Annotated in this window: 11 protein-coding genes and 3 pseudogenes; 6 read left to right on the forward strand and 8 right to left on the reverse strand. The window is 73.9% G+C overall.

All coding sequences use genetic code 11. The annotated features are described in order from the left end of the window. Positions 1–167 precede the first annotated feature (167 nt). The 3 genes and pseudogenes from KGS77_RS33190 to KGS77_RS33200 all read left to right on the forward strand — a co-directional run. Positions 168–1,532 carry a hypothetical protein gene (locus KGS77_RS33190; protein ID WP_242587015.1) on the forward strand — a complete coding sequence of 455 codons (1,365 nt, stop codon included), beginning with the start codon at positions 168–170 and terminating at the stop codon, positions 1,530–1,532. Beyond that, a complete protein-coding gene (locus tag KGS77_RS33195; protein WP_242587016.1) occupies positions 1,529–3,211 on the forward strand; it encodes a nickel transporter in 1,683 nt (560 codons plus the stop codon). Before KGS77_RS33190 ends, KGS77_RS33195 begins: the two co-directional genes overlap by 4 nt. Before the next feature lie 204 nt (positions 3,212–3,415). Beyond that, positions 3,416–3,658: pseudogene (locus KGS77_RS33200) on the forward strand (type B 50S ribosomal protein L31); the annotation flags it as partial. A gap of 408 nt (positions 3,659–4,066) precedes the next feature. Here KGS77_RS33200 and KGS77_RS33205 read toward each other — a convergent pair. Beyond that, positions 4,067–4,219, reverse strand: a complete 153-nt coding sequence (locus tag KGS77_RS33205) for a transketolase C-terminal domain-containing protein (protein ID WP_242587017.1) — start codon at positions 4,217–4,219, stop codon at positions 4,067–4,069. A 152-nt stretch (positions 4,220–4,371) separates the two neighbouring features. Here KGS77_RS33205 and KGS77_RS33210 point away from each other — a divergent pair. Then, a pseudogene (locus tag KGS77_RS33210) lies at positions 4,372–5,312 on the forward strand (IS5 family transposase). Here the strand turns inward: KGS77_RS33210 and KGS77_RS33215 are convergent. Continuing rightward, positions 5,312–5,563, reverse strand: a pseudogene (locus KGS77_RS33215) (1-deoxy-D-xylulose-5-phosphate synthase); the annotation flags it as partial. The pseudogenes KGS77_RS33210 and KGS77_RS33215 sit on opposite strands and share 1 nt — an antisense overlap. 63 nt (positions 5,564–5,626) lie before the next feature. Between KGS77_RS33215 and KGS77_RS33220 the strand changes: the two are divergent. Next, positions 5,627–6,193 (forward strand): rhodanese-like domain-containing protein, encoded by a 567-nt coding sequence (locus tag KGS77_RS33220; RefSeq protein WP_242587018.1) that lies wholly within the window; start codon positions 5,627–5,629, stop codon positions 6,191–6,193. A 156-nt stretch (positions 6,194–6,349) separates the two neighbouring features. Here the strand turns inward: KGS77_RS33220 and KGS77_RS33225 are convergent, their stop codons facing one another. Beyond that, entirely contained in the window at positions 6,350–6,547 is a 198-nt protein-coding gene (locus KGS77_RS33225; protein ID WP_242587019.1) for a hypothetical protein, read from the reverse strand. Positions 6,548–7,160: 613 nt separating this feature from the next. On the opposite strand from KGS77_RS33225, the gene KGS77_RS33230 reads away from it, so the two are divergent. Beyond that, positions 7,161–7,868: a phosphatase PAP2 family protein gene (locus tag KGS77_RS33230; RefSeq protein ID WP_242587020.1), complete on the forward strand. Its 708-nt coding sequence runs from the start codon at positions 7,161–7,163 to the stop codon at positions 7,866–7,868. Between the two features lie 7 nt (positions 7,869–7,875). Here the strand turns inward: KGS77_RS33230 and KGS77_RS33235 are convergent, their stop codons facing one another. Genes KGS77_RS33235 through KGS77_RS33255 form a run of 5 tightly spaced genes read right to left on the reverse strand, consistent with a single transcriptional unit; the run spans position 7,876 to position 13,297 of the window. After that, on the reverse strand, positions 7,876–9,219 hold the full coding sequence (locus KGS77_RS33235; protein WP_242587021.1) for a glutamate-1-semialdehyde 2,1-aminomutase: 1,344 nt from the start codon (positions 9,217–9,219) through the stop codon (positions 7,876–7,878). Between the two features lie 7 nt (positions 9,220–9,226). Next, complete coding sequence (locus KGS77_RS33240; RefSeq protein WP_242587022.1) at positions 9,227–9,778, reverse strand: dTDP-4-dehydrorhamnose 3,5-epimerase family protein; 552 nt, start codon at positions 9,776–9,778, stop codon at positions 9,227–9,229. Continuing rightward, positions 9,775–11,049 carry a polysaccharide pyruvyl transferase family protein gene (locus tag KGS77_RS33245; protein WP_242587023.1) on the reverse strand — a complete coding sequence of 425 codons (1,275 nt, stop codon included), beginning with the start codon at positions 11,047–11,049 and terminating at the stop codon, positions 9,775–9,777. The genes KGS77_RS33240 and KGS77_RS33245 overlap by 4 nt, the downstream gene beginning before the upstream one ends. Further along, the gene (locus tag KGS77_RS33250) at positions 11,046–12,002 is read right to left on the reverse strand and encodes a glycosyltransferase family 2 protein (protein WP_242587024.1); all 957 of its coding nucleotides are present in this window, start codon (positions 12,000–12,002) and stop codon (positions 11,046–11,048) included. Before KGS77_RS33250 ends, KGS77_RS33245 begins: the two co-directional genes overlap by 4 nt. Continuing rightward, positions 11,999–13,297: a hypothetical protein gene (locus KGS77_RS33255; RefSeq protein WP_242587025.1), complete on the reverse strand. Its 1,299-nt coding sequence runs from the start codon at positions 13,295–13,297 to the stop codon at positions 11,999–12,001. Before KGS77_RS33255 ends, KGS77_RS33250 begins: the two co-directional genes overlap by 4 nt. Positions 13,298–13,301 lie beyond the last annotated feature (4 nt).

Below are 13,301 nucleotides of genomic sequence, written 5' to 3' on the forward strand. Positions count from 1 at the left end.
GCCCCCACCACGAACCGGGCCGGGGTGCGGCGATCCGCTTCCCGCGCCGCACTCCGGCCCTCCGACGGGCACGGGCGTGCCCCCAGCCGCCCGCGTCCGCCGACACCAGGCATCACGAGACGTCACGAGACATCAAGAAGCATGACGAGGCATCGAGGAGGTACGCCGTGGGGTCCACCCACACCCTCCGCCGGGCACTGGCCGTCGTGGCCCTGGCGCTGTCGCTGAGCACCCTGGCGTGGGTCACCGGGTTCCGCTTCCCGGGCGTCCGGGACGACCAGGGGCCCCGGACACCCGTTCTGCGGGGGGACACCGACGGGTCCGTGGTCCTGCCGCTGACCGGGGAGGGGCTGGGCCGCCGTCTGGACACGCTGCGGCGGCACCTGCGCGCCCAGCCCCGGGACGCGGCCAACTGGGCGGCGCTCGGTTCCGCGTGCGTGGAGCAGGCCCGGCGTACCGCCGATCCAGGACTGTACGGACAGGCGCAGCGCGCCTTCGCGCGTTCCCTCGCGCTGAGCCCGGCACCGGGCAACAGCGGCGCCCTCGCCGGTCAGGCCGCGCTCGCCGCCGCCCGGCACGACTTCTTTGCCGCGCTGCGGCTCGCCGACCGCTCGCTGGCGGTCAGCCCGTACGGCGAACTGGCCCTGGCCGTCCGCGTGGACGCGCTGGTCGAACTCGGCCGCTACGACGCCGCGCACCGGGCCGCGCTGCGGGCCGACGCCCGCCGTCCCGGCATCCCCGCCTTCACCCGGTTCGCGTACGTGGCCGAACTGCGCGGCGAGCGCGCCACCGCCCGCCGGGTGCTGGAACAGGCCCTCGCCCCGACGAGCGCCCCCGGTGACATCGCCCACCTCGCCACGGCCCTCGGCGAGCTGTCCCGGTCGGAGGGGAAGCCCGGCCCGGCCCTGCGCTCGTACGCCGTCGCGTTGCGCGCCGACCCCGGTCACGTGCCCGCCCTCCTGGGCCGGGGACAGGTGCGGGCGGCAGTCGGCGACCTGGCCGGAGCGGTGCGTGACCTGGAGGCGGTCGTCGCCCGGCAACCGCTGCCGGCACACCTCGCCCTGCTGGGCGAGATGTACGCGGCGCGCGGGGAACGCCGCGCCGCCGCACGGCAGTACGCCGCGCTGGACGCCTGGACGCGACTGGCCCGCGCCCAGCGCGTCAACACCGACCTGGACACCGCCCTGGTCGCCGCCGACCACGGCGAGCGGGCGCAGGCGCTGCGCGCCGCCCGCGCCGAGTGGAAGCGGCGGCACACCGTACACACCGCCGACGCCCTGGCCTGGGCGCTGCACCGCCGGGGCCGGGACGCGGCGGCGCTGCCCCTGGCCCGGCAGGCCACCGAGACCCTGACCAGGGGCGGCTACCGCAACGCCGCGTTCCTCTACCACCGCGCCGAGATCGAACACGCGCTGGGCCGCGACGCGGAAGCCCGTACCCATGGCAGGGACGCTCTCGCCCTGGGAACGGCACTGACGCCCCAGGCGCGTACCGCCCTCGGCCGGTGGGTGACAGCGGGGGAGCAGGGGTGAGCGGGCGGCGCGTGATGCCGGAGGTGCGCAGGAGGCGATGGGCGCGGCGCGTCGTACTGCTGGTGGGCGTCTTTCTGCCGGTGGTGCTGCTCGGTACGACGGGAGCCGCGCCCGCGGCGGCGCACCCGCTGGGCAACTTCACCGTGAACGCCTACGACGGACTGACCGTCTCGCCCCGCGAACTGCGCGTCGACCACGTCGAGGACCTGGCCGAGATCCCCGCCGCCCAAGCGGAACCCCGGATCGACCAGGACGGTGACCACCGCCTCGACGCCGCCGAACGCATCGCCTGGGCCCGGCGGATGTGCGTCCGCGCGGCACGGGGGAGCGCGCTCACGGTGGACGGCCGTCCCGTACGGCCGGCGTCCCGCGGCGAGCGGGCACGGGCCGTGCGCCGGCCGGGACAGGCCGGACTGTCCACCCTGCGGCTGGAGTGCCTGCTGACCGCGCCGCTCGGCCTGTCCCCAGGCATGGACGACGACACCGATAACACCGCTGACACCGACAGCACCGCTGACGCCGCTGACGCCGCTGACTCCGGTACGGCCGTGCGCTTCACGGGCGGCATGGCGGTGGGGGAGGACGGTCCCGGCTGGCGCGAGACCACGGCGCGTGGCGACCGGGTACGGCTGGTGCGCACCGACGTCCCGGCGCGCTCCGCCTCCGCCCGGCTCACCCGTTACCCCGACGACCTGCTCTCCACGCCGTTGCGACAGCACGGCGCCCACCTCGCCGTCCGCGCCGGCGGCCCCGCGCTCACCGCCGATGCGAACGGCGGCCCGAGCGGCGGCCTGAGCGACGGCGCATCGGACGCGGCGGGGGAGCAGGCGCGCCCCGGGGCGGTGGCGGCGCTGCCGCGCGGGGCGGACGGGCTGACACAGCGTTTCACCGGCCTCGTCGGCAGCCACCGGCTCACCCTCGGCTTCGGCCTGCTGGCCCTCGCGCTGGCCGCCGTACTGGGCGCGGCGCACGCGCTCGCCCCCGGACACGGCAAGACCGTGATGGCCGCCTACGCCGCCGGCGGACACCGTGGTTCCTTCCGGTCCCTGCTGCGGATCGGTGCGGCGGTGACGGTCACGCACACGGCCGGGGTGCTGGTCCTGGGAGTGGTGGTGGCAGCGGGGCCACAGGCCGTACCCCTGGCCATCCCCTGGCTGACGGCGCTGAGCGGCCTGCTCGTCGCGGCGGCGGGCACCGCCCTGCTCCGCCGGGCCCTGGCCCACCGGTCAGGGCCCGTACACGTACACACACACCTCCCTTCACACGACCATGGCCACGCGCACCAAGGCGAACACGAACCGGGCCGTGCCCATGCCCACGCCACTGCCGTTGCGGCGCGGCCGAGGACGCGGGACACGCTGCTGCTCGGCTTCGCCGGGGGGCTGGTGCCCAGCCCATCGGCGGTGCTGGTGCTCGTCGGGTCCAGTGCTCTGGGCCGGCTCTGGTTCGGGGCGCTGCTGGTACTCGCGTACGGTGTGGGGCTCGCGTTCACTCTTGTGGTGGTCGCTGTACTGCTCGTCCGTGTGGGCGCGCGGCTGGGGCAGCGGCTCATGGGGGCGGCACCCCGTTATGAGCGGGTCTTCGGCTTCCTGCACCGTACGGCTCCGGCCATCACGGCCTCTCTGGTCGTTCTCCTGGGCGCGGCGCTCGCCCTGCGGGGGGTCGTCGCGGCGGGGTGACGCCGCCGGCATCGGACTGCTTTTCCGCCGAGGCTCGTGGGGCACCCGATGGGGGAGCCCTGACGGGCTGGGTTGTGCGCACTTCATGCAGACATCAGGGAAATATGGGTGGATAGAGGCAGCCATTCGCCGCTCCGGTCCGCGAGCCCGACGGCCGGCCGCGGAGTGCCGCCTACCCACCCCTACAAGGAGTAAGGAGCAGACATGCCGCAGGACCAGGACAAGCACCCTCCTTACCGCCCGGTCGTCTTCCGCGACCGTTCGGCGGGGTTCGCCTTCCTCACCCGGTCCACCGCGACCAGTGAGCGGACCATCGAGTGGGACGACGGCAACACCTACCCCCTCGTCGAGGTGGAGATCTCCTCCGAGAGCCACCCCTTCTACACAGGGAAGGCCCGGGTCGTGGACGCCGAGGGTCAGATCGCCAAGTTCACCCGCCGTTACGGCGAGGCCCCCGGGGACGACACGGACATCGACGTACGGCCGCGCCCGCAGGACGTCACACCGGACAGCGCGCTGCGCACCGGTACGGAAGGCGAGGTGTCCCCCGAGGACCTGGTGCTCGCCGCCGGACGCGACATCACCCCGAAAACCTGGAGTGGGCCCGCCGGCGCCTGGCGGAGGAGGGCCGCGCGGCGGTGGAGAAGGAACTGCCGTAGGCCGGCCTTGGGGGTGTTGCGGGTGATGCCTTGCGCATCCGGTCCCGCCCGGGCCAGGAGGCCGGGGCGCTCGCCATGGGCGAGGAAGGAGCGGGGCAGGCCCAGTACCCGTACGGGGGTGATGATGTGTGCCGGTGCGCGCGGCGCTGCCGATGCCGCCGTCGGCGAGGGCGTCCCCCACGGTGACGGCCGGCCGTCACCGGGCCGCCAGGCCGGGCAGGGGGCTGGAGACGAGATGGGTCCAGCGGGGGTCGGCGACGGTGATCCCGTGGCCGTCCCGCTTCAGCGCTGCGGCAGCCTCCAGACACGGGGTGGCCATGACCCCGGCGCCGACCAGCAGGACGTCCAAGGGGCGGTGGGGGGCCGCGGTGCAGTATGCCGATGCCGTCCATGGTGCCGAGGGCAGGGATGTCGGGTCCGGCGGTGGCTTTCGGCTAGGGCGCTTCTGATGGCTCTTGTCGGTCGGGGTGGGCCAAGCTCTGAGCTGGGCACGCGTAGGGCATGGTGCGGCGACATGAACTGACCGATGCGCAGTGGCGGAAGATCGAGCCGTTACTGCCGGCCAACGGCCGGCCTGGTGGGCAGTGGTCCGATCACCGGAGGGTGGTGAACGGGGTGCTGTTCCGGGCCCGTACGGGGGTGCCCTGGCCGGACCTGCCGGAGCGGTACGGGCCCTGGCAGACCGTCTACGAACGGCATCGCCGCTGGTCGGCGGACGGCACCTGGCAGCGCATCCTGGCCGAGCTGCAGATCGAGGCCGACGCCGGCGACCCCGACGGCGCCTTGGCCCGCGAGCTGGAGCAAGAGTGGGCGGTGAACATCGACTCCACTTCCTGCCGGGCCCACCAGCATGCGGCCGGGGCCCGGCAACGACCGCCGCGCGACTGGCCCGAAAAGGGGGCGGGACGCGTGTGGAGGCCGATGGACGGGAGGCCCTGGGACGCTCACGGGGCGGACTGACCACCAAGGTCCACCTGCTGGCCGATGACCGGGCCCGCCCGCTGACCTGGCTCACCTCGCCGGGCCAGCGGGGCGACAGCCCCATGCTCCTGCCGGTGCTGGAGTCGCTGCGTATCGCTCGCCGCGGGCCCGGCCGGCCACGCCGCCGCCCGGACCGGGTGCGCGGCGACAAGGCGTACTCCAGCCGCGACAACCGCGCCTACCTGCGCCGCCGGGGTATCAAGGCGACGATCGCCGAGCCGGACGACCAGCGGGCCCACCGCCGCAGCCGTGGCCGGGCAGGCGGCCGGCCGCCTGCCTTCGACAAGGCCCAGTACCGGCGGCGCAACGCGGTCGAGCGCTGCGTCAGCAAGTGGAAACAGTTCCGGGCGGTGGCCAGCCGCTACGACAAGCGCGACTACATTTTCAACGGCACCCTCACCGTCACCACGCTCGTCATCTGGCTCCGCGACACCGTCCAAGAGCCATCAGAAGCGCCCTAGCGCAGTGCCGTGGGCCCGTCGGCGTACCCGTCGGCCTCGCGCAGCAGTTCACACCGGGTGGCGGGGTCGCGGGTCGCGGCGAGCCGGATGCCGGGGACCGCGGACAGCAGCGCGGTGTCCCATATGCCGTGGTGGCCGGCGCCGTTCGGTCCGGTGACGCCTGCCCGGTGCAGGATGAGGGTGACCTGAAGCCGGTGCAGGGCCACGTCCATGAGCAGTTGGTCCAACGCCCGGTTCAGGAAGGTCGCGTACCGGCACCGCGGGTATCGGTACCCTGTCGAAGGGGAAACCCCTGACCAGCAAAGGACATCCCCGTGGCAGCCACCGCTTCCCTCACCGCCGCCCAGGCGTACGCCCGCCTTTCCGAACTGACCGTCATCGACGTCCGTACCCCCGGCGAGTACGCCTCCGGACACCTGCCCGGTGCCCACAACATCCCCCTCGACCACCTTTCCACGGCCCTGCCTGCCCTGAAGACGGCCGCCGGCCGTGGCGACCTGCTCCTCGTATGTGCCTCGGGCGCCCGCTCCGCCCAGGCCCGGGGCCGCCTGGCTGAACACGGCATCGCCGCCGCCGACCTGACCGGCGGCACCACCGCCTGGCAGCAGCTCGGCCACCATGTCCAGCGTTCCGCCGGCCCCCGCGCCGTCTGGGCGATGGAACGTCAGGTACGTCTCGCCGCCGGCTCCCTCGTCCTGACCGGTCTGCTGACCGGCCGCCGTCGGCCCGCCGCCCGCTGGCTGTCCGCGGGCGTCGCCGGCGGACTGGTGTTCTCCGCCCTCACCAACACCTGCGGCATGGCCAGGATTCTCGCCAAGCTCCCCTACAACCGGCCCGCGGCCACCGACCTCGACGCCACCCTCGCCGCCCTGACCGACTGAGCGCACGGAACCACTGATGTGGCGCGCAGTTTGCCCTGGGTACGGCGGTGGCCCTCGTCGGGCCACAACGCCAAGTTCGTGGCCGGCGTGGGCGGCAGTCGCGCAGGCCGCGCAACTGGGGGATGCCGGCACCCGGCTCGTCCTGGTGGAAGAGCATCACCCAGCGGTCCGGGCCGTCACGGTCGGCACGCAGGAGACGGCGCGTCCACACGCGACGCTGGGCGCGGTCGTCACCGTACTCGTAGCGGTCGTGCCGGCCATGCGGACCAGGTGCGCGTCGGAGCCGGTGTCCAGCGCGGACAGCGGCTCCGCGGCCCGGTCTGCCCGCGGCTTGAGGGCGCCGATCGGCAGCATCCGGGACTCCCGTTGCGCCCGGACCGCCAAGAGCGAGCGTGGCCACGCTGACCGGTGCGCCCCGAAGCTGGAGCCGGTGCCGGATGCGGTCCAGGTCGAGCCCGCTGTTACGGATCGCGCCTTGCAGCGCGTGGGGGAACGGCACCGGTTCCCTGTTGTCCGAAGTCGCCGCCAGTCGCCGGAAGATGCTGTGATCAGCTCGGGACTGTCAAGGGTGCGTGATCGATCGGGAACACCGGGGACCGAAGGCCCAACTCTTGACTCAAGAATCCCCAACTCGCCGCATGGCGCCGCATGTTGTCCGGCATCTCCCTGCGCGCCCGGGTGCCCCCGGCGCATTCTGCACTTCTGAACGGTCCCGGTGGCGAGAGTCCCCGGCGTCCCGGCCCGCGTCACCACGTACGCCGCTGACCTCAGCCGACAGATCGACGGCTGATGCACCACCATCGGAGCCCCGCGCCTTCCCCTCGCGGGGCTCCGGCACGTCAGACACCGGCCGGGGCGGTTTGTCGCGCCGCGTTGTTGGCTAAGGTTCAAGTCGGAACACGAGAGGGGGCTCGTCGGTGGGCGGGAGCGGGCGGTTCTCCGGGGCGCGGCAGTGCGGTGGCGGCGGGTGACCGGCCGGCCGGCGCCCGTTGTGCTGCCCCCGTTGCTGCGCGCGTGGCTCGGGCCGATCGCGGCCCTCGCCACGCTGATGGTCATCGTGCTCGGGGTCCGGTACGCCGGCCGCGGCCGGCCCGGCATGGTGGACGCGTGGATCCAGCCGGCGGTGGACGGTGTGCGGTCGCCGTGGCGGCACGTCGCCCTGGCCACGGATTTCCTGGGGGAGCCCGTCGGAGCGGCGGCGCTGGTGGTGGCCGTCGTGGCGGGCTGTCTGCTGCTTCGGTGTCCGCGCGCGGCGGTGTTCGTCGTTGCCGGGGCCGGCCTGGCCGTGGGGACGGCGACGCTGCTCAAGTCGCTGGTGGGACGCTCCATCCACGGCGAGGACAATCTGTCCTATCCGAGCGGGCACACCGCCTTCCTCACCGCGCTCACCCTCGCGGTGGCGCTGTTCGCGGTGGGCCGGCTCGGTCTCGGCAGGGCGGCCGGTACGTTGCTCGTGCTCGCCGCGGCGCTGGTCGCCGGTGCCGTCATGGGCTGGGCGCAGGTCGCTCTGGGCGCGCACTACCCGACCGACGTCCTCGGCGGCTGGTGCACCGCGCTGGCGGTGACACCGGCGACCGGGTGGCTGGTCGACCGGACGGCCGACAGGCTGGTTGCCCGGACGGCCGGTCGGGCGGCCGGCCGGGCAGCCGACGCCGGCCGGGAGGAGCGCTCCTGACGCCGCGTCATGCCAGGCGGCGGAACACGGGTTTGACCGGTCGGCCGGCCATCCAGGGGGTGGGGTCGGCGGCGTCCAGTGCCTTGCGGTACACCGCACATGCCTGGGCCACCACATCGACGGTGTGGTCGATGTCGGCCTCTTCGAGTGCGCTGCTCACCACGAACGACGGGGCCAGCACGCCGCCCGCGAGGAGCCGGCGCAGGAACAGGGTGCGGTACCCCTGCGAGGGTTGCCGGTTCTCGTCGAGGGTGGCGAAGACCAGATTGCTGGCCCGGCCCCGTACGAGGACGTGGTCACCGACGCCCATACTGGTCGCGGCGTCCCGGACACCGGCGGCCAGCCGCTCACCGAGGGCGTGCAGCCGTGCGGTGATGCCCTCCTCGACGTAGGTGGCCTGCACGGCCATCGCGGCGGCCAGCGAGTGGGTCTCCGCACCGTGCGTGGTGGACAGCAGGAACACCCGCTCGTGGGGGTGGCGCAGCCCGCCCCGCTCCATCAGGTCACGCCGCCCGGCCAGCGCGGAGACGGCGAACCCGTTGCCCAGCGCCTTGCCGAACGTGGAGAGGTCGGGGACGACGCCGTACAGACCCTGGGCACCCGCCTCGGACCAGCGCAGGCCGGTGATCATCTCATCGAAGATCAGTACGCAGCCGTGCCGGTCGGCCAGCTCGCGCAGGCCGGCGAGGTACCCGGGCGGGGGCTCGGTGTGGGTGGCGGGTTCCAGGATCAGAGCGGCGACCTCGCCGCGGTACCGGGTGAGCAGCTCGTCCGTGGCGGTCAGGTCCCCGTACGGGAACGCCACCGTGAGCTCGGTGGTCGCCGCCGGAACACCGGCGGACATCGGCGTGGTGCCGATGAACCAGTCGTCGACGGAGAAGAACGGGTGATCGGCACAGATGGCCACCCGTGGGCGCCCGGTGACGGCGCGGGCCAGGCGCACCGCGGCGGTGGTGACGTCGGAGCCGTTCTTCGCGAACTTCACCATCTCGGCGGTCGGCACCGTGGCCAGGAAACGCTCCGCGGCCTCGACCTCCACGACGGACGGCCGCACGAAGTTGCTGCCGCGGTCGAGTTCCCGCCGTACCGCCTCGATCACTCGGGGGTGGGCGTGGCCGAGGCTGACCGACCGCAGGCCGGAGCCGTACTCGATGTAGCGGTTGCCGTCGATGTCCCACACGTGGGCACCGCGGCCGTGGCTGATGACCGGGGCCAGGTTCTCGGGGTACTGGTCCTCGCCCTTGGCGTAGGTGTGCGCGCCACCGGGGATCAGGGAGTGCAGCCGCTCGTTGGCCTGTTGTGACCGGGGCAGGAGGAACTCCGCGCCGTCTTCGGGTCGTCGGGTGTCCACGCCGGCCTCAGCTCTCTTCTCGCTTCAGGGCCTCGGCGAGGCCCGGTGCCTCCCGGTCCCGCCGGGACATCGATGTGACCGGCAGCGGCCAGGGAATGGCGAGCTGCGGATCGTCGAAGGCGATCGTCACGTCCTCGGCCGGATCGTGCGGGCGGTCGATCCGGTACGAGACGTCGGCGGGTTCGGTCAGCGCCTGGAAGCCGTGCGCGCACCCCGCCGGGACGTACAGGGTCACCTGCGTCTCGCCGGACAGCTCGAAGAAGGCCCGGTTGCGGTAGGTCGGCGAGCTTGCCCGCAGGTCCACGACGACGTCGAAGATCCTTCCGTACGAGCAGCGCACCAGCTTGGCCTCGCCGGCTCCGGAGCGCAGGTGCAGGCCGCGCAGCACCCCCCGGGCCGAGCGGGACACGCTGTCCTGGACGAAGGCGCCCGGGTCCAGGCCCACCGAGCGGGCCACGCCGGCGTCGAAGGTGCGGCAGAAGAAGCCGCGCTCGTCGGTGTACGGCGTGGGCTCGAACAGGTATGCGCCGGCGATCTCCGGGACTTCCCTCGCTTTCATGAAACCTCCTGCTGAGCGTGGGCACGGGCGTGTGTGTGGGCGTGGGCAGAGGTGCGGTCGGTCGCTGGGAACAGGGCCTCGCTCAGGGCGGTGAACTGGTCCTCAAGGCGCCGGGCGGCGATCAGGTTCCGCTCGGCGAGGGTCCGCCGTAGCTCCGCCGATCGGTGTTCCAGCGCCCGGAACTGCTCCAGCAGCCGGCCGGCGTCGACCTCGCGGGCCGGGTGGCAGTACGTGCCCAGCCCCATCTGTCCCATGAGCGCGTCGCTCTTGGCCGCGTAGCTGAGCGCGAGCGTTGGCGTGCCGACCTTCAGCGCGCAGACCAGGTTGTGGTAGCGGGTGGCCACCACGGCCCCGGCCGCCGCCATCTCCTTCATCAGGCCGGCCAGCGAGGCCGCTTCGGCGGCGGTGACCAGCGGCGAGTCCACCGCGCCCCGGATCGCGGCGACCACCGGCGCATCGCACTCGTCGCCGGTGAGCAGCCGGACCGGCCTGCCGTCCTCGACCAGCGCGCGGACGAAGCGGGTCATCCCGTCGAGGTAGCGCCGGTGGATCTCCTCGGCCCGGGCGCGGTCGTCGTTGCCGCCGTGGAAGGCCATCACGCCGACGCAGACCGGGCCCGGTGGGCTCGTCCGTTCCGCGGGCGTGACCGCCCCCGGCACCGGCAGGGCGAAGGCGAGGTCCGGATAGACCTCGTCGCCCGTGGTGTCCACGCCCATGGCCCGTATCGCCTGGCGGGACAGGGCGTCCCGGTACGAGCGGTACGTGGCCAGCCGCGCCGACCACCGCACCAGCGTCCGGGTCGGCCGGTCGCGGATCGTGTCCGCGCCGACCCCGACCAGCGCTACCCGGGTGCCGAACAGCCGGCCACCGGCGCAGAGCAGGAACAGGGAGTACGGGAAGCCCCACGGCCGCAGCGGCAGCGTGGCCTCCAGGACGCCCATGCCCGGCACGATCACCACGTCGTGCCGGCGCACCCAGGCGGCGGTGCGGAAGGCGTCGACGAGCTTGCCCGCACCCTTGGCCGCGATCGCGCCCGCACGCGAGGCGGTCCGGTACTCCCCGCGGTACCAGTGCAGCCGCGTCGCGGGAATCCCGTACCGGGCGGCGACGGCCTGGGGCCCGCCGCACAGCGCGTCCACGACCGCCTCCGGATGCTCGGCGCGGAGGTAACCGAGCACGGCCTCCAGCGACCCGTCGTTGCCGAGGTTGCCGGAGCCGAGCAGGCCGAACACCCCGACACGCACCGGAGCCCCGGAACGCTCCCGCCTCATGCCCGCCTCCCCTCACGGCCCGCGACCAGGGCGTCGACACAGACGCTGATCCGGTCGGGGTCCACCGGAGCGCGGTCCTCGACCCGCTCGCCGGCGCCCGGCCGGACCCGGCCGGCCATCCATGCGGCCAGGTGGCGGTAGCACGCGCGCCGGTCGGCCGGGGACAGCGGCGCCCGCCGGACCGCCGAGGCGAAACCCCAGACGTACTCGGCGAGCAGCCGGGGCGTGGGGTGCAGCGGGCCTGCCCGGCGCGGATCCAGGTTGACGCACCGGGAGCGCTTGGAAGGGTTCGCCCGCTCGGCGCGGGTGGGGTGGTCGCGGCGGAAGTACAGCAGCTCCGGCACCTGGTGGAAGGGCCCGTGCAGGGCGATCTCGGCGACGAACGTGCGGTCCGCGTGGTGGTAGCTGTCGTGCGGCTTGACCCGGCGCAGCACGTCGGCCCGCATCACCCCGTAGAAGTCGTCACCCCCGGGCTCGAACAGCAGACTGCGGAAGCGCTCCGGCGCGTGGGGCGATGCGGTGGCGAGCGTGTACTCGTAGGGGACCTTGACCCGGCCGTTCTCGTCGATGACCGCCTGGTCGGCGTGGGCGAGGATCACCTCGGGCCGCTCGTCCAGCGCCTGCACGCAGCGCCGCAGCAGATCGCGGGCGTACAGGTCGTCGTGCGAGGCCCACTTGAACAGCTCGCCGTGGCACCGGGTGAACACGTAGTTGTGGTTCGGTGCGGCACCGATGTTCCGGGGCAGGCGGAGGTAGCGGATGCGGGAGTCCCGCGCGGCGTACTTACGGCAGATGTCCTGGGTCCCGTCGGTCGAGGCGTTGTCGGAGATGACCAGTTCGAAGTCCTCGTAGGTCTGGCCGAGCAGGGCGTCGAGCGACTCGGCCAGGTACTCCTCGCCGTTGTACACGGGCAGGCCGATGCTCAGCCGGGGAGTGCGGCGCAATGCGGTCATGGCGTCCTCGCTTCGCGGATGGTGTTCCGGTGGTGCTCACGCAGGGCGGACCGCAGGTGCAGCCACCACACGGCCGAGCCGGTCGACGTCGCGGCGGCGACGCCCCAGGCCGAGCCGGCCGTACCGGCCACGGCCGCCCCGCCGAGCCCGCCGGTGACGTAACAGGCGGAGGCGAACAGTTGACTGCGCAGGCTGCGCCGGGCCGCGCCCAGCGCACGCAGTCCGGCCGCCGCACCGGTGCCCAGACCCGCGCCCGCGACGCCGAGCGTGACCGGAACGATCAGCGCCGAGGCGGAGCCCCAGACACCGCCGAGCACCAGTTCGCCGAGCCGGCCGGGCACCAGGAGCAGCGCCGCGCCCCACAGCAGCGCGGCGGCGGCCTGCCCGCCGCCCAGCAGGAAGCAGAACCTGCCGAGCTGGTGCGGGGCGCGCCGCAGCACCCGTGCCGCCTCCGCGACGGTGACCAGGGAAAGCCCCATCAGCACAGCCATGAACGGGCCGAGCAGCAGCTCGGCACCGCGGACCACGCCCACCGCGCCGACCCCGACGATCGCGCCGAGCCCGTACGCCCGAAGCTGGCCGGCCCCGCTGTTGCCGAGGTTCTCGGCCAGATACCGGTAGCCGAGGTCGCGGTGCGCGTGAAGCCACCGGCGCGCACCGGCCATATGGGGCCGGATGCCGGACTGGAAGCAGCCGTACACCGCGGCCACCGCGGCGGACCCGCCCCAGGCGAGCACGAAAGCGGACACGCTGCCCCCGCTGCCCGTGCCACCCGCCACCACCATGGCCGGGACGAGCGCGAGGCCCCACACGAGGTCGTTGACGAACGCCTTGTGCCCGGTGCCCGCGGCGAAGAACGCGAACCGCCACGCGTCCTGCAGCAGCAGCCCGGGCAGGACGACACCGAGGCAGGCGAACGCGGGCCCCACACTGCCGCCGACGCCGAGACCGGCCACCACACACGCCGCGCCGAGGGCGGCCCCGACACCGAGCGCGGTTCCCGAGGACCGGGCCACCGCCTCGCGCCAGGACGCGTCGGGTACCCCGCTGAAGCGCACCACCAGCGGGTCGGTGGCAAGGCCCCGGGAGACGTTGAGCACCACGCCGTAGGTCACCCAGGCCAGGCTGAAGGCGCCGAACGCGGTCACCCCCAGCGAGCGGGCCACGTAGATGCCCACCACGAAGTTGGACATGCTGGAGGCCGCCTGGTCGGCCAGCCCCCAGGACAGCCGCCCGACCAGGGCCCGTCTGGCGGTCGCGGCCCCCGGCCGCGTCTTCTCCCCCTCGGTGGTCATCGGC

The organism is Streptomyces sp. MST-110588 (assembly GCF_022695595.1).
In the GTDB taxonomy this organism is placed as follows: Bacteria; Actinomycetota; Actinomycetes; order Streptomycetales; family Streptomycetaceae; genus Streptomyces.